The following is an 18,527-nucleotide window of genomic DNA, read 5'->3' on the forward strand; positions in this document are numbered from 1 at the left end:
GGCAGTGCACCATCGAAGTGAATGGCGAGAAAACCCCGGTGAACGGGAAAGTGAAGGTGAAGGTCAGGTGGTGACGAGTTCCCGGAGGGCGGGGCCGCCGGGAAGATGGCCGCCTTCGACCGTACGAGGGCAGACGACGACCTCGGCGTGCTCGAACTGGTGGTACGAGATCGGCTCCCGCCGCTGGGTGATCACCAGCACGTTGGGCCCCACGGCCCAGGTGACGTACCGGGCGCCGTACTTCGGCCGGCGGATGTCGTGGTGCGCGGGGCCCAGCCGGTCGGTCATGAGCCGGACCACCGACTCCGCGTGCGCGTCGAACTCCGTGCGCCAGGCCCCCGGCTCACTGCGCCAGCCGGGCAGGGCGCCCCAGTAGTCGTCGGGGAGCAGCTCGCCGCCGATCGTGTAGAGGTACGAGAACGGCATCGCGACGTAGCCGTCGAGGTAGGTGAAGTGTCCGAGCGGCGATATGAGGTCGCACTCCGGGATGTCCGGCGCGGTCTCGTACGCCGGGTCCTCCAGGGCGTCGTCGAGGGTCCGCCAGCCCAGCTCGCCGAGCGCCTGCCCGGCGGTCCCGGGACCGGTCAGATCCAGCTCGGCGATGCCGACGAGCCCGTGGGCCAGCTCCGGGGTGACGGGGCACAGGGCCACTCTCGCGTGGTCCTCCTCCTCGGCGGACCCCGTCCCCGCGTGGGACTCCCCCTCGGACAACGCGGCCTCCCCTACGCCGACATCGGTCGCTGCACACGAATGGACTGCAACAGCCCCACCGCCACCCACACAGCGAACATCGACGAGCCGCCGTACGAGACGAAGGGCAGCGGCAGACCGGTGACCGGCATGATGCCGAGGGTCATGCCGATGTTCTCGAAGGCCTGGAAGGCGAACCAGGCGACGATGCCGGCGGCCACGATCGTGCCGTACAGCTCGGTGGTCTCGCGGGCGATGCGGCAGGCGCGCCACAGGACGACGCCGAGGAGCAGGATGATCAGGCCGGCGCCCGCGAAGCCGAGTTCCTCGCCCGCGACCGTGAAGACGAAGTCCGTCTGCTGCTCGGGGACGAACTGGCCGGTGGTCTGGGAGCCGTGGAACAGGCCCGCGCCCATGAGTCCGCCGGAGCCGATCGCGATGCGGGCCTGGTTGGTGTTGTAGCCGACGCCGGCCGGGTCCAGGTCCGGGTTGGCGAAGGCCGCGAACCGGTTGATCTGGTACTCGTCCAGGATGTGCAGCTGCCAGACGGCGATGGCGCCGAGCGCGCCCGCGCCGAGCAGGCCGAAGACCCACCGGTTGGAGGCGCCGGAGGCGAGCAGCACGCCGAGGACGATGATCACCATGACCATGACCGAGCCGAGGTCGGGCATGAGCAGCACGACCATGATCGGTACGGCGGCCAGGCCCAGGGCCTGCAGGACCGTGCGCTGGTCCGGGTACTTCTTGTCGCCCGCGTCGACCCGGGCAGCGAGCAGCATCGCCATGCCCAGGATGATCGTGATCTTCACGAACTCCGAGGGCTGGAGCGAGAAGCCGCCGCCGAGCACGATCCAGGAGTGGGCGCCGTTGACGGTGGAGCCCAGCGGCGTCAGCACCAGCAGGATGCCGAAGACCGACAGGCCGTAGAGGATCGGCACGGCGTTGCGCAGGGCGCGGTGGCCGAGCCAGACCGTGCCGATCATCAGGGCGAGCCCGATGCCGGTGTTCATGACGTGCCGGATCAGGAAGTAGTACGGGTCGCCCTGGTTGATCTCGGTGCGGTTGCGGGTCGCGGAGAACACCAGCAGGGCGCCGATCATGGACAGCGCGAGGGCCGCCAGCAGCATCGGCCAGTCCAGGCGCCGGGCCAGCGAGTCACGGGCGAACAGGCGCGTCCAGCCTGCGCGCTGGGGGCCGTACCCGCGGACGGAGAAGCTGTTCGCGCCGGTCATGGGAGCATCCTCCGGCTACCCCTGCGGCGGGCCCGCCTGCGGGTGGTGCGGTTGTTCGTCTCGGGCGAGGCGGTGGTCGCCGCGGGCTGCGAGGCGTCCGGGGACGGCGAGCCGGAGGGGCTTGCCTGCACGTCCTTGGCCGGGTCGCCCTTGACCTTCGGGGCGGCGATCGTGCCGTCCGTGCGGACCTTCGGCAGCTTCTTCTCCGGCGAGGGCAGCAGCGCCTTCTTCCGGTTGACGGAGCCGTCCGGCTGGACGCCGTACATCGCGCTGTAGATGTTGCGCACGGCCTCACCGGAGGCGCCGGAACCCGTACCGGCCTGGGCGATGGTCATGATGACCGTGTAGTCCTTGGTGTAGGTGGCCAGCCAGGACGTGGTCTGCTTGCCGTAGACCTCGGCGGTACCGGTCTTGGCGTGCAGCTCGATCTTGTCCTGCGGCCAGCCGCCGAACTTCCAGGCGGCGGTACCGCGGGTGATGACGCCCGCGAAGGCCTCGTTCATGCCCTTGAGGGTGGCCTGGCTGACCGGCAGCCTGCCGTTCTTCCTGGGCTTGATCTCCCGCACGGACTTGCCGTCGGGGCTGATGACCGCCTTGCCGATGGTCGGGTGGTACATGGTGCCGCCGTTGGCGACGGCGCCGTAGATCGCGGCCTCCTGGATCGGCGTGACGAGGGTGTCGCCCTGGCCGATGGAGTAGTTGATCTCGTCACCCTCGCGCATCTTGTTGCCTTCGAGGCAGTTCTCGTACGCGATCTTCTCGACGTACGAGCCGTCCTTCTTGCCGCTCTTGCACCAGGCGTCCTTGTTGGCCTTCCAGTAGTCGAGCTTCCACTGGCGGTCGGGGATGCGGCCGGTGACCTCGTTGGGCAGGTCGACGCCGGTCTCCTTGCCGAGGCCGAACTGGTGGGCGGTCTTGAAGAACCAGTCCTTGGGCTCGCCCTTCTTCGGGTTGATGCCGCCGTCCTTCTTCCACTCCCGGTCGGCGAGTCCGTAGAAGACGGTGTCGCAGGAGACCTCCAGGGCCTTGCCCAGCGAGATCGGGCCGAAGCTCTCGCCCTCGAAGTTCTTGAAGACCTGGCCGCCCACCGAGTACGAACTGGTGCACGGATAGCCGCCGTCCCACCCGTAGCCGGCCTGGACCGCGGCGGCCGTGGAGACCACCTTGAACGTCGAACCGGGCGCCGCCTGACCCTGTATGGCCCTGTTGAGCAGCGGGTAGTCGGAGTTCTTGCCGGTGAGCGCCTTGTAGTCCTTGGCCGAGATGCCGCCGACCCAGACGTTCGGGTCGTACGTCGGCGCGGACGCCATCGCGACGATCCGGCCGGTCTTGGCCTCCATCACGACGACGGCGCCGGAGTCGGCCTTGTAGTTCTCGCCGGTGATCTTGTCGAACTGCTGGCGGGCCTTCTTCATCGCCACGTTCAGCTCGTACTCGGCGACCCGCTGGACGCGGGAGTCGATGCTGGTGACCAGGTTGGAACCCGGCTCCGCGGCATCCGACTTGGCCTTGCCGATGACACGGCCGAGGTTGTCGACCTCGTAGCGGGTGACGCCCGCCTTGCCGCGCAGCTCCTTGTCGTACTGCCGCTCCAGGCCGCTGCGGCCGACCATGTCGGAGCGCAGGTAGGGCGAGTCGGTGTCCTTGGCCTGCTGGATCTCGTTGTCGGTGACCGGCGAGAGGTAGCCGAGGACCTGGGCGGTGTTGGACTTGCCGGGGCCCGCGTAGCGGCGCACGGCCTCCGGCTCGGCGGTGATGCCGGGGAAGTCCTCGGAACGCTCGCGGATCTGCAGGGCCTGCTTGGCGGTGGCCTCGTCGGTGATCGGGATCGGCTGGTACGGCGAGCCGTTCCAGCAGGGCTGCGGGGTCTTGGCGTCGCACAGCCGGACCTTCTGGCGGACCTCCCGGGGGTCCATGCCGAGGACCCCGGCGAGCTTGGTGAGGACCGCCTTGCCGTCGTCCTTCTGCTTCAGCAGGTCCGTGCGCGAGGCGGAGACCACCAGACGGGTCTCGTTGTCGGCGAGGGCCACGCCGCGCGCGTCCAGGATCGAGCCCCGTACGGCCGGGTCGACGACCTGCTGGACGTGGTTGCCGGAGGCCTCCTTCTGGTACTCGGCGCCCTCACGGATCTGCAGGTACCACAGGCGGCCGCCGAGGGTGCCGAGCAGGGAGAGGACGAGGATCTGGATGACGACCAGTCTGATCTGGACCCGTGGGGTCCGTCCGGTCTCGGGAATGTTGGTCACTGCTGCTGCCTCCCCCTCTCAGTGTGTGTCTGTGTCATGTCCGACGAAGCTGTGCGCGCCGCCCGCGAACTCCCCTGTCCTCACAGCCGCTTGACCCCCTTGATACGGCCGACGCGCGTGGTGCGGGTGCGGGCCTTGGTCTTCAGGCCGCCCAGGCCCCCGCGCTGGCCGCCGATCCTGAGACCGGTGCCGGAGGAGAGCCAGCCGGAGGAGATGTCGGTGGCCTTGGTGGCGGAACCGGCCTCGGCGAGCGGGTCGTTCTCCGCGCGGCGGGCCAGCGCCATGATGCCGGGGACGACGAACGGGGCGAGCAGCAGGTCGTACAGGGCGGCCGAGATCAGCAGGCCGCCGAGGCCGACGTGCCGGGCGGCGGTGTCGCCGACGAGGGCGCCGACGCCGGCGTAGAGCAGGGTCGAGCCGATGGCGGCGGCGACCACGACGAGCATCGGGCCGGTGGCCGACTTGATGCGGCCGTTCTCCGGCTTGATGAGGCCGGCCAGATAGCCGATGACGCACAGCACCAGGGCGTAGCGGCCGGCCGCGTGGTCCGCGGGCGGGGCGAGGTCGGCGAGCAGGCCCGCGCCGAAACCGACGAGGGCGCCGCCGACATGGCCGTAGACCATGGCCAGGCCGAGGACGGTGAGCAGCATCAGGTCGGGGACGGCGCCCGGCAGATGCAGGCGGGCGAGGACGCTCACCTGGATCACCAGGGCGACGACCACCAGCGTGGAGGAGAGCAGGATCCGGTTGACACGCATGGGGATTCAGCTCCTACTGCTGCGGCTCGTCGGTGGCGGTCGCGTCGGCGGACGGGGTGACCGTGACGGTCACGGTCGGGGTGGGGGTCGGCTTGGGCTTGGCCGGCAGCACCTCGTCGCGGGGGTCCTTCTTCGGGGCCTGGACGACCACGCCGACGATGTCGAGTTTGGTGAAGCCGACGAACGGCGTGACGTAGAGGGTGCGGGTCAGGCCGCCGCCGGAGGGGTCGATACGGGAGACGACACCGACCGGCACGCCGGGCACGAACGGTCTGTCGGCCTGCGAGCCGAAGGTGACGAGCCGGTCGCCCTTCTTCACCTCCGCCTTGCCGTTGAGGAGTTCGACGCGCAGCGGGCGGTCGCCCTGCCCGGAGGCGAAGCCGAGTTCGTCACTGCCCTCCATGCGGGTGCCGACGGTGAAGTCGGGGTCGTTGGCGAGCAGCACGGTGGAGGCGTCGGCTCCGACGGTGGTGACGCGGCCGACCAGGCCGTCGCCGTTGAGGACGGTCATGTCGCGCCGGATGCCGTCGTTGGCGCCGACGTCGATGGTGATGGTCCAGGAGAAGCCCTGCGCCGACCCTATGGCGATGACCTCGGCACCCTTGATGCCGTACTGCCCCTCGCCCGCCACCTTCAGCATCTTGTCGAGTTGCTTGAGGCGGCTGCGGTTGCGGTCGTCGCTGCCGAGCTTCGCCTTGAGGGCCGCGTTCTCCTTCTCCAGCCGGGCGAGCCGGTCGTGCCGCTCGCCCGAATTACGGACGGCCGACACGGCGTTGCCGACGGGATCGACCGCCGACGACACCCCGTTCTCGATCGGGCCGAAGACCGCGGCGGCGGCCTGTCGGGCACCGTCGACCGGGGAGTTCTGGCCGCCTCGGATGTCCACCGTGATCAGCGCGAACGCGATGGCGATCAGCAGCACCAGGAGCAGCCGGCTCTCTTTCGTGTCCCTCACGTGCGGCGGCCGTGCCCTTCCTCATTGGAATTCGGGTGGCCCCCGAGAGCGCCAGCCCGAAGCGCAAACCCTGGGGGCCCGTTTGTGGGAGCTTATGCCTCTATATCAACGATCCGCCGTACGAGAGGAGATCATCTCGTACGGCGGAATCGAAGAGTTACTTCATCTGCGCGGCTGGGCGTCCAGAACCTGCTGGAGCGCCTCGAACTCCTCGACACACTTGCCGGAACCCAACGCCACGCTGTCCAGCGGGTCCTCGGCGATGTGGATCGGCATGCCGGTCTCGCGGCGCAGCCTTTCGTCGAGTCCGCGCAGCAGCGCGCCGCCACCGGTGAGCACGATCCCTCGGTCCATGATGTCGCCGGACAGCTCCGGCGGACATTTGTCGAGCGTGGTCTTCACGGCGTCGACGATGGCGTTGACGGGCTCCTCGATCGCCTTGCGCACCTCGGCGGCGGAGATGACGACGGTCTTGGGCAGCCCGGAGACGAGGTCCCGGCCGCGGATCTCGGTGTGCTCGTCGGCGTCGAGGTCGTACGCCGAGCCGATGGTGATCTTGATCTGTTCGGCGGTCCGCTCACCGAGAAGGAGGCTGTACTCCTTCTTGATGTGCTGGATGATCGCGTTGTCCAGCTCGTCGCCCGCGACGCGGATGGACTGGGCGGTGACGATGCCGCCGAGCGAGATGACCGCGACCTCCGTGGTGCCGCCGCCGATGTCCACGACCATGTTGCCCGTGGCCTCGTGGACCGGCAGGCCGGAGCCGATGGCGGCGGCCATGGGCTCCTCGATGATGTGCACCTGGCGGGCGCCGGCCTGTGACGAGGCCTCGATGACGGCGCGGCGCTCGACGCCGGTGATGCCGGACGGCACGCAGACGACGACGCGCGGCCGGGCGAGGTAACGCCGCTTGTGGATCTTCAGGATGAAGTAGCGGAGCATGCGCTCGGTGATCTCGAAGTCGGCGATGACGCCGTCCTTCAGCGGGCGCACGGCAACGATGTTGCCGGGGGTCCGCCCGATCATCTTCTTGGCTTCGGCGCCGACCGCCAGGATGCCACCGGTGTTCGTGTTGATCGCGACGACGGACGGTTCGTTGAGTACGATCCCGCGACCCCTGACGTACACCAGCGTGTTGGCGGTCCCGAGGTCGACAGCCATGTCACGGCCGATGAACGACATTGAGTTCCCCATCAGGATTCGTCTGGCCTTCCCGGGAGCTTTTGAGGGCATTTCAGGTCGGCGAAGTGGGTGCTGTGACGTGAAGGCTTCCATCGTAGACGCGCCTTCACGAACACTGCGCGAGGGTCTTCGCCATTGTCAGCAGATGGCGTACCGCCTCGCTTGTGGAGACGGGCCATCGGGGGCACTCGTTCCCCCGATCGCCACGCATATGCCGAGCGGTGGCCGAAAACGCACCTCCGCCGCAGGTCACAGAATTGCTACGACTGACGTACCCTCAGAAAATTTGACGAAAAGTTCGCGACCGCCGAACCCCCGGAGGGTCAGGCGCGACCCGGGAAGAAGATCTTGACCTCGCGCTCGGCGGACTCCTCGGAGTCGGAGGCGTGGATCAGGTTCTCGCGGACGATGACGCCGTAGTCGCCGCGGATGGAACCGGGGGCGGCGGCGATCGGGTCGGTCGGGCCGGCCAGGGCGCGCAGACCCTCGATGACCCGCTCGCCCTCGACGATCAGGGCGACGACCGGGCCGGAGGCCATGAACTCCACCAGCGGCTCGTAGAAGGGCTTGCCCTTGTGCTCGCCGTAGTGCTGCTCCAGGGTGTCCTGGTCCAGCGTGCGCAGCTCCAGCGCGGTGATCTGCCAGCCGGCCTTGCGCTCGATGCGGCTGATGATCTCGCCGGTCAGGCCACGACGGACGGCGTCGGGCTTGAGGAGGACGAGGGTGCGCTGAGTCACGGAGGGCTCCTTCTTGCAGATGTGTGCGGTGCGACGAGGCTACAGGGCGTGTCCCGGTGGCTGTTACGCAGCGTCAGGTGTAGGGGAGTCGCCCTGCGCGGCCGCCTGAGCCGCGAAACGCGCCTTCGCCTCGTCGACCTTTCGTCCGAAATGCACCGACGCCCACCACAGCGCCGCGAACACCAGGCCCATGAAGTACATCGTCGGGACGAAGACGCCGGAGGCGATCAGCGCGATCTGCAGGGCCCAGCCGAGGGCGATCCCGCCGGGCCGCGTGATCACGCCGCACAGCGCCACGCACAGGAACATCGCGATCCCGCTGACCAGCCACACCGTGGAGGTCGACAGGTCCGGGTCCTTCATCGCCACCAGAGCGGCGAAGCCGATGACGAAGAACTCGCCGATCAGGGTCGAGGAACAGAGCGTACGCACGGGAGGATCAGCCCTTCCCCAGGAGCAGGCGGGCCTCGCCCACCGTGATGACGGAGCCGGTGACCAGGACGCCGCCGCCGGCGAACTCGCCCTCCTCCTCGGCCAGCGTGATCGCGGCCTCCAGGGCGTCGGGCAGCCTCGGCTCGACCTGCACGCGCTCCTCGCCGAACACCTCGACGGCGATCGCGGCCAGCTCGTCGGCGTCCATGGCGCGGTGGCTGGAGTTCTGCGTGACCACGATCTCCGCGAAGACCGGTTCGAAGGCCTCCAGCAGGCCGCGGACGTTCTTGTCGCCGCTCGCGCCGACCACGCCGATCAGCCGGCTGAAGTCGAAGACCTCGCCGATCGCCTCGGCGGTGACCCGCGCGCCCGCCGGGTTGTGCGCGGCGTCCAGGACGATCGTGGGCGAGCGCCGCACGACCTCCAGGCGGCCCGGCGAGGTGACGGCGGCGAAGCCCTTGCGGACCGTGTCGATGTCCAGCGGCTCGGCACGCAACGCGCCCACGCCGAAGAACGCCTCCACCGCGGCGAGCGCCACGGCCGCGTTGTGCGCCTGGTGGGCGCCGTGCAGCGGGAGGTAGACCTCGGGGTACTCGCCGCCGAGACCGCGCAGGGTCAGCAGCTGCCCGCCGACCGCGACCTGCCGCGCGACCACGCCGAACTCCAGACCCTCGCGGGCCACCGTCGCGTCGACCTCGACGGCCTTCTTCAGCAGCACCTGCGCCGCGTCCACCGGCTGCTGGGCCAGGATGACCGTCGCGTCCTGCTTGACGATGCCGGCTTTCTCCCCGGCGATCTCGGCGTGCGTCTCGCCGAGCCGGTCCGTGTGGTCCAGGTCGATGGGGGTGACGACGGCGACGTCCCCGTCGATCACGTTCGTCGCGTCCCAGCTGCCGCCCATGCCGACCTCGACGACGGCCACGTCGACGGGCGCGTCCGCGAACGCGGCGTACGCCATGCCGGTGAGCACCTCGAAGAAGGAGAGCCGGAACTCCTGCTGGGCGTCGACCATCTCGATGTACGGCTTGATGTCCTCGTACGTCTCGATGAAGCGCTCGGCGGAGATCGGGGCGCCGTCCAGGCTGATCCGCTCGGTGACCGACTGGACGTGCGGGGAGGTGTAGCGGCCGGTGCGCAGCTCGAAGGCGCCGAGGAGGGCCTCGATCATGCGCGCCGTGGACGTCTTGCCGTTCGTCCCGGTGATGTGGATCGAGGGGTACGAGCGCTGCGGCTCCCCCAGCACGTCCATCAGGGCGGCGATACGGCTGACGGACGGCTCCAGCTTCGTCTCGCCCCAGCGGGTGGCCAGCTCGGCCTCGACCTCGCGCAGGGCCTTGTCGACCTCGCGGTCCTCGGGCCGTGCGGGTACGTCCGCCTGCGACGATCCGCCCTGCGTGCGCAGGGTGCGGCTGCCGGCCTCGATGACCGCGAGGTCGGGGTCGCGGTCGGTCTCTTCGGCGATGATCTCTTCGAAGGCGTCGAGGGGGTCGGGCGTGTCACTGGTGCCGGGCGCTTCGCTCACATGGCCAGTCTACGGAGCGGGTGGGGGCTTCGCGGCGCCGGTATGGGGTAGCTGGTGTCGTCGGTCTGGTGCGGGTACGTCGTGGCTTGTCGCGCTGTTCCCCGCGCCCCTGGAGGTGGGCGAAGGCCCCCGGCGCTGGTCAGCACCGGGGGCCTTTCACTGCCTACTCAGGGTTAGGCCTGGGGCAGTCTGTCCAGCTGGGCCTGGATTCGCGTGATGTCCTCGTCGGCCTTGGTCAGGCGGGTGCGGATCTTGTCGACGACCTGGTCCGGGGCCTTCGCGAGGAACGCCTCGTTGCCGAGCTTGGCCGTGGCCTGGGCCTTCTCCTTCTCGGCGGCGGCCAGGTCCTTGGCCAGACGCTTGCGCTCCGCGGCCACGTCGATCGTGCCGGAGAGGTCGAGGGCGACCTCGGCACCGGCGACCGGCAGGGTGGCCGTGGCCGTGAAGGCCTCGCCCTCCGGCTGCAGGCGCAGCAGCTGGCGGATGGCCGCCTCGTGCGGAGCCAGCGCCGTGCCGTCGAGGGTCAGGCGGGCCGGGACGCGCTGGCCGGGCTGCAGGCCCTGGTCGGCGCGGAAGCGGCGGACCTCGGTGATCACGGACTGGAGCGTCTCGATCTCCCGCTCGGCGCCCGCGTCACGGAAGCCGCTGTCGGCCGGCCACTCGGCGATGACGACCGACTCGCCACCGGTGAGGGTGGTCCAGAGGGTCTCCGTGACGAACGGGACGACCGGGTGCAGCAGCCGGAGGGTGACGTCGAGGACCTCGCCCAGGACGCGCTTCGAGACCTCGGCCGGCTCGCCGCCCGCCTGGAACGTCGTCTTGGACAGCTCGACGTACCAGTCGAAGACCTCGTCCCACGCGAAGTGGAAGAGGGCGTCGGACAGCTTGGCGAACTGGAAGTCGTCGTAGAACGCGTCGACTTCGGTGATGACGGAGTTGAGGCGGGACAGGATCCAGCGGTCGGTCGCCGACATCTTCGCCGGGTCCGGCAGCGGGCCCTCCACCGTCGCGCCGTTCATCAGCGCGAAGCGGGTGGCGTTCCAGATCTTGTTGGCGAAGTTGCGCGAACCCTGGACCCAGTCCTCGCCGATCGGGACGTCGACGCCCGGGTTGGCGCCGCGCGCGAGGGTGAACCGGAGCGCGTCGGAACCGTACTTGTCCATCCAGTCCAGCGGGTTGACCGCGTTGCCGAAGGACTTCGACATCTTCTTGCCGAACTGGTCGCGGACCATGCCGTGCAGGGCGATGGTGTGGAACGGCGGGGTGCCGTCCATCGCGTACAGGCCGAACATCATCATCCGGGCGACCCAGAAGAAGAGGATGTCGTAGCCGGTGACCAGGACGGAGTTCGGGTAGAACTTCGCGAGCGACTCGGTCTGTTCGGGCCAGCCCAGCGTGGAGAAGGGCCACAGGCCGGAGGAGAACCAGGTGTCGAGGACGTCGGTGTCCTGGTGCCAGCCCTCGCCGGTGGGGGCCTCGTCGTCGGGACCGACGCAGACGACCTCGCCGTTGGGGCCGTACCAGACCGGGATGCGGTGGCCCCACCACAACTGCCGCGAGATGCACCAGTCGTGGAGGTTGTCGACCCAGTCGAAGTACCGCTTCTCCATCTCCTGCGGATGGATCTTGACCTTGCCCTCGCGGACCGCGTCACCGGCGGCCTTGGCGAGCGGGCCGACCTTGACCCACCACTGCATGGAAAGGCGCGGCTCGATGGTGGTCTTGCAGCGCGAGCAGTGGCCGACGCTGTGGACGTACGGCCGCTTCTCGGCGACGATCCGGCCCTCGGCGCGCAGCGCGGCGACGATCGCCGAGCGGGCCTCCAGGCGGTCGAGGCCCTGGAAGGGGCCCGGGGTGGTGATGACGGCGTGCTCGTCCATGACGGTGATGGACGGCAGGTCGTGCCGCTGGCCGATCTCGAAGTCGTTCGGGTCGTGGGCCGGGGTGACCTTGACGGCACCGGTGCCGAACTCGGGGTCGACGTGCTCGTCGGCGACGACCGGGATGGAACGCTCGGTGAGCGGCAGCCTGATGTGCTTGCCGATCAGGTGCTTGTAGCGCTCGTCCTCGGGGTGAACGGCGACGGCGGTGTCACCGAGCATGGTCTCGGCACGGGTGGTGGCGACGACGATCGTCTCGTCACCCTCGCCGTACTTCATGGAGACGAGCTCGCCGTCGTCGTCCTGGTACTCGACCTCGATGTCCGAGATCGCCGTCAGACAGCGCGGGCACCAGTTGATGATGCGCTCGGCGCGGTAGATCAGCTCGTCGTCGTACAGGCGCTTGAAGATGGTCTGGACGGCCTGGGAGAGGCCCTCGTCCATGGTGAAGCGCTCGCGCGACCAGGCGACGCCGTCGCCGAGGCGGCGCATCTGGCCGCTGATCTGGCCGCCGGACTCGGCCTTCCACTGCCAGACGCGCTCGACGAAGGCCTCGCGGCCGAGGTCGTGGCGGGACTTGCCCTCCTTGCCGAGCTCGCGCTCGACGACGTTCTGGGTGGCGATGCCGGCGTGGTCCATGCCCGGCTGCCACAGCGTCTCGAAGCCCTGCATGCGCTTGCGGCGCGTGAGGGCGTCGATGAGGGTGTGCTCGAAGGCGTGCCCGAGGTGCAGGCTGCCCGTGACGTTCGGCGGCGGGATGACGACGGTGTACGCGGGCTTGTCGCTCTTCGCGTCCGCCTCGAAGTAACCCCGCTCCACCCAGCGCTCGTACAGCGGCCGCTCTACATCGGCCGGCGCGTACTGGGTCGGCAGTTCGGTGTCGGGCGCGGGTGGCTGCTGATGAGCGTTCTCGGTCACGGGGGTCAGTTTAGAGGTGTCACGACCCAGTCCCGAAACGCGTTTGTTGTGTAACGGTGCGGCCCCCGGTGCGGTGTGCTTCCAGCGGCTGGGCCAGGATGTCAGGAACACATAAGCTCTGGAGGGGAACCCAGTAATGAGTCACAACCAGCCGGGCCCGTACGGCGGGCAGCCCCAGCAGCCCGGACCGTACGGCCAGCCGGGCCCCTACGGCCAGCAGCCGCAGGCTCCCCAGCCCGGCTACGGCTACCCCCAGCAGGCTCCTCCGGCGCAGCCCGGCTACGGCTACCCCCAGCAGGCTCCGCCCGCCCAGCCCGGGTACGGCTACCCGCAGCAGGGCGGCGCCCCGCAGCAGCCGCCGTACGGCACCGTCCCGCAGCCGCCGGCTCCGGGCGGGGGCAAGAAGAAGACGGGTCTGATCATCGGCGGGGTGGCGGTCGTGGCCGCGATCGCGGTGGTCGCGGCGGTCGCCCTCGGCGGCAAAAGCGGGAGCGGCTCGGACATCAAGGACGACGGCGCCCACAAGCTGACGACGCCGGATTCGGTGATCGACGGGACGTACAAGAAGTCGAAGGAGAACACGACCGACGGTATGACCGACGACGAGCTCAAGGACACCCAGTCGTGGGGCGTCAAGAACCCCAAGGACGTGAGTGCGGGGTACGGCGCGGGCTCGGGCCTGACCATGAAGAGCCTCGGCTTCGCCGGTGTGTACGGCACCATCGACGACCCCGAGAAGGTCCTCGACGGGATGTTCGCCCAGATGAAGAAGGACTCCGAGAAGGACTCGTCCTCGGACGGCAAGCTCGTCGGCAGCCCGGAGAAGGTCACGCCCGCCGGCTTCTCGAACGGCGTCATGAAGTGCCAGAACGTGCAGAGCAACCAGTCGGGCAAGACCACCACCATGCCGATCTGCGCGTGGAGTGACCACAGCACGCTGGCCTACGTGATCTCGTTCGACATGGCCGGCCTCGCCGCGGGCAAGAGCACCTCGATCGACGAGGCGGCCGAACTGGCCGCGAAGCTCCGCAACGACGTGCGCGTCAAGGCCTGATCGGCACCGGATCCACCGACGGGGCGCCTCATCGACTCGATGAGGCGCCCCGTCAGTCGTTCAGCGCCCGTGACCTCACGCGCGACGGCAGGCGGCCCGTGCGGTTGCTGCACATCTCCCGCACCTTCGGGCCCACCCGATACCCATGGCTTCCCCCGTAGTTCATGCAGTCGACCCGGTCGGCGCTGGCCGGTGTTGCCGTCACCCGTGGGACGACTGCCGCCGCGGCGGCCGCACTTGCCGCGGCCAGGAGCCTTTTCGACTTCGGCAGTTTCACGTAGATCCTGGGCCGGAACACGAGCAATGCCCGGCACTTGTGCAAGTGCCGGGCATTTCTGGGACTTGGGGGCGGCGTCAGGCCGTCTTCTGCTCGCCGGAGCCGCGGCCGCGGGCGTCGCGGGGGATCAGCGTCGGGTTCACGTTCGAGTGGACCACGTCCGCCGTGATGACCACGCGGGCCACGTCCTTGCGGGACGGCACCTCGTACATCACCGACATGAGGACCTCCTCCATGATGGCGCGCAGACCACGCGCGCCGGTCTGGCGGAGGATGGCCTGGTCGGCGATGGCCTCCAGGGCCTCACGCTCGAAGTCCAGCTCCACGCCGTCGAGTTCGAAGAGGCGCTGGTACTGCTTGACCAGCGCGTTGCGGGGCTCGACGAGGATCTGGAGCAGGGCCTCGCGGTCGAGGTTGTGGACCGAGGTGATCACCGGGAGACGGCCGATGAACTCGGGGATCATGCCGAACTTGACCAGGTCCTCCGGCATGACGTCCTCGAAGACGTCCTTGGATTCGAGCTCGCGCTTGGAGCGGATCGTCGCGCCGAAGCCGATGCCCTTCGCGCCGGCCCGCGCCTCGATGATCTTCTCCAGGCCCGCGAAGGCACCGCCCACGATGAACAGGACGTTCGTCGTGTCGATCTGGATGAACTCCTGGTGGGGGTGCTTGCGGCCGCCCTGCGGAGGCACCGAGGCCGTCGTGCCCTCAAGGATCTTCAGCAGGGCCTGCTGGACACCCTCGCCCGACACGTCGCGGGTGATGGAAGGGTTTTCACTCTTCCTCGCGACCTTGTCGATCTCGTCGATGTAGATGATCCCGGTCTCGGCCTTCTTGACGTCGTAGTCGGCCGCCTGGATCAGCTTCAGCAGGATGTTCTCGACGTCCTCGCCGACATAGCCCGCCTCCGTCAGCGCCGTCGCGTCCGCGATCGCGAACGGGACGTTCAGCATGCGGGCCAGGGTCTGCGCGAGGAGCGTCTTGCCCGAGCCCGTCGGCCCGAGCAGCAGGATGTTCGACTTCGCCAACTCGATGGCGTCGTCACGTCCTTGGGCGCCGCCGTTCTCGCCCGCCTGGACCCGCTTGTAGTGGTTGTACACCGCGACGGAGAGTGCCTTCTTCGCGGCCTCCTGGCCGACGACGTAGCCCTCCAGGAACTCGTAGATCTCGCGGGGCTTCGGGAGTTCCTCCCAGCGCACCTCGCTCGTCTCGGCGAGCTCCTCCTCGATGATCTCGTTGCAGAGATCGATGCACTCGTCGCAGATGTACACACCGGGCCCTGCGATGAGCTTCTTGACCTGCTTCTGGCTCTTGCCGCAGAACGAGCACTTGAGCAGATCGCCGCCGTCACCGATGCGTGCCACGGTGTGCTTCCCCTTCGCCTGGGAGACGCCTGGACGCTTTCGAATCCAGCGGCTCCTGGTGCTGCCTTATGTCCGACGGTACCTTGCCGGGCCCCCCGTACGGGCCCCCCTTGGCACGGTTCACTTTGACGTGCACCACGCCAAGGGCGGCGAGAACGCTCGCTCCGCGTCAGCGGACGTCGGCGTTGTTCATCTTCCGCGTCGAGATGATCTGGTCGACGATGCCGTACTCCAGCGCTTCCTCGGCCGTGAGGATCTTGTCGCGCTCGATGTCCTCGCGGACCTTCTCGATCGGCCGGCTGGTGTGCTTCGCCAGCATCTCTTCCAGCTGCGTACGCATCCGGGTGAACTCGTTGGCGATGATCTCCAGGTCGGAGAGCTGGCCGCGGCCGGTGGAACCGGCCGGCTGGTGGATCAGCACGCGGGAGTTCGGCAGCGCCATGCGCTTGCCCGGCGTACCGGCGGCGAGCAGGATGGCCGCGGCGGAGGCCGCCTGGCCCATGCACACCGTCTGGATGTCCGGCTTCACGAACTGCATGGTGTCGTAGATCGCCGTGAGGGCGGTCATGTCGCCACCGGGGCTGTTGATGTAGATCGAGATGTCCCGGTCGGGGTCCATCGACTCCAGGCACAGCAGCTGCGCCATGACGTCGTTGGCGGAGGCGTCGTCGATCTGGACGCCGAGGAAGATCACGCGCTCCTCGAAGAGCTTCGCGTACGGGTCGTACTCGCGGATGCCCTGGGAGGTGCGCTCGACGAAGCGCGGGATGACATAACGGCTGTCGGGCCGCGGCCCCTCGTAGAGGCCGCTGGCGGCGCCGGGGAAGTTGCTCATGTGCTTGTTCACCGTCCTGGTGGCGTTCTGGGGTCTGGAGACTCGGCGGTGCGTGGCGTGGCCGGGCCGGTCAGGCACCGGTGCCGCCGCCTCCCGGAACACCGGAGGCATGCGTGATGATCTCGTCGATGAGGCCGTACTCCTTGGCCTCTTCCGGGGTGAACCAGCGGTCGCGGTCGCCGTCGCGGATGATCGTCTCGACGGTCTGCCCGGAGTGCTGCGCGGTCAGCTCGGACATGCGCTTCTTGGTGCGCATCAGGTACTCGGCCTGGATCTTGATGTCCGAGACCGTACCGCCGAGGCCCGCGGAGCCCTGGTGCATCATGATGTCCGCGTGCGGCAGCGCGAAGCGCTTGCCGGCGGCACCGCCGGTGAGCAGGAACTGGCCCATCGAGGCCGCCATGCCCATGGCGATCGTGACCACGTCGTTCGGGATGTACTGCATGGTGTCGTAGATCGCCATGCCGGCCGTCACCGAGCCACCGGGGCTGTTGATGTAAAGGTAGACGTCCTTGGTCGGATCTGCGGCGAGAAGCAGCAGCTGTGCGGTGATCTTGTTGGCGATGTCGTCGTCAACCTGCTGGCCGAGGAAGATGATCCGCTCGCCGAGCAGCCGGTTGTAGACCTGGTCGCCGAGGCCACCACCGATGGAAGGCTCGCCGGCGGCGGAGGGCATCAGATTCGTCACGTATCCACCTGCTCGTCTTACGACGGCGCCGGGCCGTCTCACGTCGTCCTGCCGGGGGCTTTCAGGGGACTCCCCTGCCCTCGTATTCATGGACCCTAACGCGCGGGTCCTCTCGGGGAATCCCGGAGAAGGGGGTGTTCGCCGGGGGCGTAGCGCCGTGCGGACGTCCGGACGGGCCCGTGCGGACGTCCGGGTAGGCAAACGGGCCCCGGGTCACCAACGTACCCAGGGCCCGTGCTACGAGCGCGTCAGAGCTGCCGTGGGCGTCAGCCCTCGGCCTTCTCCTCGTCGGCGGCCTCGGCCGTCTCCGTGGCGGCCTCGACCGTCTCGGCCTCGTCCTCGTCCTCGTCGTCCAGGTCGACGATCTCGCCGTTGGTGTCCTTCACCGTGGCGGCCTCGACCACGACGGCCAGGGCCTTGCCGCGGGCGACCTCGCCGACCAGGAGCGGAACCTGGCCGCCCTCGACGACGGCCTGGGCGAACTGGTCGGGGGACATGCCGGAGGAGGCGGCACGCCGCATGAGGTGCTCGGTGAGCTCCTCCTGGTTGACGTTGAGCTTCTCCAGCTTGACCAGCTCGTCGAGGACGAACTGGGTCTTGATGCCCTTGACCGCGGCCTCGCGGGTCTCGGTGTCGAACTCCTCGGCGGTCTTGCCCTGGATCTCCAGGTACTTGTCGAGGGTCAGGCCCATCTGGCCGAGCTGGTGGTGCTCCAGGTTGTGCTTGCGGGTGTTGATCTCGTCCTCGAGGAGCTTCTCGGGGACGGGCACCTCGACGAGCTCCAGCAGCTTGTCCAGGACACGCTCCTGGGCCTGCGTGGCCTGGTCGTACTGCTTCATGTTCGCGAGGCGCTTGCGGCTGTCGGCCTTGAGCTCGTCGAGGGTGTCGAACTCGGAGGCGAGCTGCGCGAACTCGTCGTCCAGCTCCGGCAGTTCACGGGCGGCGACCTGGGTGACCTTGACGGTGACCTCGGCCTCCTTGCCGGCCGCCGAGCCGCCCTTGAGCTCGGAGGTGAAGGTGGCCTCGCCACCGGCCTCCAGGCCCGTCACGGCGTCGTCGATGCCGTCCAGCAGCTCGCCGGAGCCGATGGTGTAGGAGACACCCTCGGCCACGCCGTCCTCGAGGACCTCGCCCTCGACCTTGGCCTGCAGGTCGATGGTGACGACGTCGCCGTCCTCGGCGGCCCGCTCGACCGGGGCGGTGGAGGCGAAGCGCTCGCGGAGCTGCTCGACCGACTTCTCGATGTCCTCGTCGGTGACCTCGACGGCGTCGACCTCGACCTCGATGCCGGAGTAGTCCGGGATCTCCAGGGCCGGGCGGATGTCGACCTCGGCGGTGAAGTTCAGCGTCTCGCCGTCCTTCAGCTCGGTGATGTCGACCTCGGGCTGGCCCAGCGGGCTGAGCTCGGCCTCGTTGACCGCCTCGGTGTAGAACTTCGGCAGCGCGTCGTTGACGGCCTCTTCCAGCACGGCGCCACGGCCGAACCGCTGGTCGATGACGCGGGCGGGAATCTTGCCCTTGCGGAAGCCCTTCACCGTGACCTGCTGGTTGATCTTCTTGTACGCCGCGTCGAGGCTGTCCTTGAGCTCCTCGAAGGGCACCTCGACAGTGAGCCGAACCCGGGTCGGGTTCAGGGTCTCCACGGCGCTCTTCACGGTTCGGTCTCCTTGTGGCTGACTTCTTGGATACTGCCGAGCCAGACAGGTCCGGCGGATTTCGCCGCCCGGAGGAGTTCGTAGGCCTAGTGGGCCGGGACA

General features: G+C 68.8%; 15 protein-coding genes. 1 reads left to right on the forward strand and 14 read right to left on the reverse strand.

All coding sequences use genetic code 11. From position 1 onward, the window contains the following. Positions 1-63: 63 nt before the first annotated feature. The 10 genes from ACWGKT_RS24070 to ACWGKT_RS24115 form a co-directional block, all read right to left on the reverse strand. Positions 64-711, reverse strand: coding sequence for a hypothetical protein (locus ACWGKT_RS24070; protein WP_453275316.1), 648 nt, complete (start codon positions 709-711; stop codon positions 64-66). Positions 712-722: 11 nt separating this feature from the next. Next, positions 723-1,922 carry a rod shape-determining protein RodA gene (rodA, locus tag ACWGKT_RS24075; RefSeq protein WP_356145025.1) on the reverse strand — a complete coding sequence of 400 codons (1,200 nt, stop codon included), beginning with the start codon at positions 1,920-1,922 and terminating at the stop codon, positions 723-725. Next, positions 1,919-4,168, reverse strand: coding sequence for a penicillin-binding protein 2 (gene mrdA / locus ACWGKT_RS24080; RefSeq protein ID WP_453275317.1), 2,250 nt, complete (start codon positions 4,166-4,168; stop codon positions 1,919-1,921). The genes rodA and mrdA overlap by 4 nt, the downstream gene beginning before the upstream one ends. A gap of 80 nt (positions 4,169-4,248) precedes the next feature. Next, positions 4,249-4,926, reverse strand: a complete 678-nt coding sequence (gene mreD / locus ACWGKT_RS24085) for a rod shape-determining protein MreD (RefSeq protein ID WP_453275318.1) — start codon at positions 4,924-4,926, stop codon at positions 4,249-4,251. A 13-nt stretch (positions 4,927-4,939) separates the two neighbouring features. Continuing rightward, on the reverse strand, positions 4,940-5,881 hold the full coding sequence (gene mreC, locus ACWGKT_RS24090) for a rod shape-determining protein MreC (RefSeq protein WP_453275319.1): 942 nt from the start codon (positions 5,879-5,881) through the stop codon (positions 4,940-4,942). 162 nt (positions 5,882-6,043) lie between these two features. Then, positions 6,044-7,063 (reverse strand): rod shape-determining protein, encoded by a 1,020-nt coding sequence (locus ACWGKT_RS24095; protein ID WP_004931372.1) that lies wholly within the window; start codon positions 7,061-7,063, stop codon positions 6,044-6,046. Positions 7,064-7,386: 323 nt separating this feature from the next. Further along, complete coding sequence (ndk, locus tag ACWGKT_RS24100; RefSeq protein ID WP_235453816.1) at positions 7,387-7,800, reverse strand: nucleoside-diphosphate kinase; 414 nt, start codon at positions 7,798-7,800, stop codon at positions 7,387-7,389. A 63-nt stretch (positions 7,801-7,863) separates the two neighbouring features. Continuing rightward, a complete protein-coding gene (locus tag ACWGKT_RS24105) occupies positions 7,864-8,232 on the reverse strand; it encodes a DUF4233 domain-containing protein (RefSeq protein WP_453275320.1) in 369 nt (122 codons plus the stop codon). Positions 8,233-8,239: 7 nt separating this feature from the next. After that, positions 8,240-9,754: a bifunctional tetrahydrofolate synthase/dihydrofolate synthase gene (gene folC, locus ACWGKT_RS24110; protein ID WP_453275321.1), complete on the reverse strand. Its 1,515-nt coding sequence runs from the start codon at positions 9,752-9,754 to the stop codon at positions 8,240-8,242. A gap of 173 nt (positions 9,755-9,927) precedes the next feature. Beyond that, on the reverse strand, positions 9,928-12,552 hold the full coding sequence (locus tag ACWGKT_RS24115) for a valine--tRNA ligase (RefSeq protein ID WP_356145037.1): 2,625 nt from the start codon (positions 12,550-12,552) through the stop codon (positions 9,928-9,930). Positions 12,553-12,688: 136 nt separating this feature from the next. On the opposite strand from ACWGKT_RS24115, the gene ACWGKT_RS24120 reads away from it, so the two are divergent. Continuing rightward, a complete protein-coding gene (locus ACWGKT_RS24120) occupies positions 12,689-13,606 on the forward strand; it encodes a hypothetical protein (protein ID WP_453275322.1) in 918 nt (305 codons plus the stop codon). Between the two features lie 354 nt (positions 13,607-13,960). Here the strand turns inward: ACWGKT_RS24120 and clpX are convergent, their stop codons facing one another. From clpX to tig, 4 genes are all read right to left on the reverse strand, one after another. After that, positions 13,961-15,247, reverse strand: a complete 1,287-nt coding sequence (clpX, locus tag ACWGKT_RS24125; RefSeq protein ID WP_235453821.1) for an ATP-dependent Clp protease ATP-binding subunit ClpX — start codon at positions 15,245-15,247, stop codon at positions 13,961-13,963. A gap of 169 nt (positions 15,248-15,416) precedes the next feature. Continuing rightward, a complete protein-coding gene (locus tag ACWGKT_RS24130; protein WP_235453822.1) occupies positions 15,417-16,082 on the reverse strand; it encodes an ATP-dependent Clp protease proteolytic subunit in 666 nt (221 codons plus the stop codon). A 70-nt stretch (positions 16,083-16,152) separates the two neighbouring features. Next, entirely contained in the window at positions 16,153-16,758 is a 606-nt protein-coding gene (locus ACWGKT_RS24135; protein ID WP_235453840.1) for an ATP-dependent Clp protease proteolytic subunit, read from the reverse strand. A gap of 278 nt (positions 16,759-17,036) precedes the next feature. Next, a complete protein-coding gene (gene tig / locus ACWGKT_RS24140) occupies positions 17,037-18,425 on the reverse strand; it encodes a trigger factor (RefSeq protein ID WP_356145042.1) in 1,389 nt (462 codons plus the stop codon). Between the last annotated feature and the right edge of the window lie 102 nt (positions 18,426-18,527).

This window comes from Streptomyces sp. NPDC054794, assembly GCF_053611585.1.

Bases quoted from the DNA above. Each gene is read 5' to 3' on its own strand.
- rodA (WP_356145025.1), bottom strand. From the start codon at position 1,922: ATGACCGGCGCGAACAGCTTCTCCGTCCGCGGGTACGGCCCCCAGCGC.
- mreD (WP_453275318.1), bottom strand. From the start codon at position 4,926: ATGCGTGTCAACCGGATCCTGCTCTCCTCCACGCTGGTGGTCGTCGCC.
- ACWGKT_RS24095 (WP_004931372.1), bottom strand. From the start codon at position 7,063: ATGTCGTTCATCGGCCGTGACATGGCTGTCGACCTCGGGACCGCCAAC.
- ACWGKT_RS24120 (WP_453275322.1), top strand. From the start codon at position 12,689: ATGAGTCACAACCAGCCGGGCCCGTACGGCGGGCAGCCCCAGCAGCCC.
- ACWGKT_RS24130 (WP_235453822.1), bottom strand. From the start codon at position 16,082: ATGAGCAACTTCCCCGGCGCCGCCAGCGGCCTCTACGAGGGGCCGCGG.
- ACWGKT_RS24135 (WP_235453840.1), bottom strand. From the start codon at position 16,758: ATGCCCTCCGCCGCCGGCGAGCCTTCCATCGGTGGTGGCCTCGGCGAC.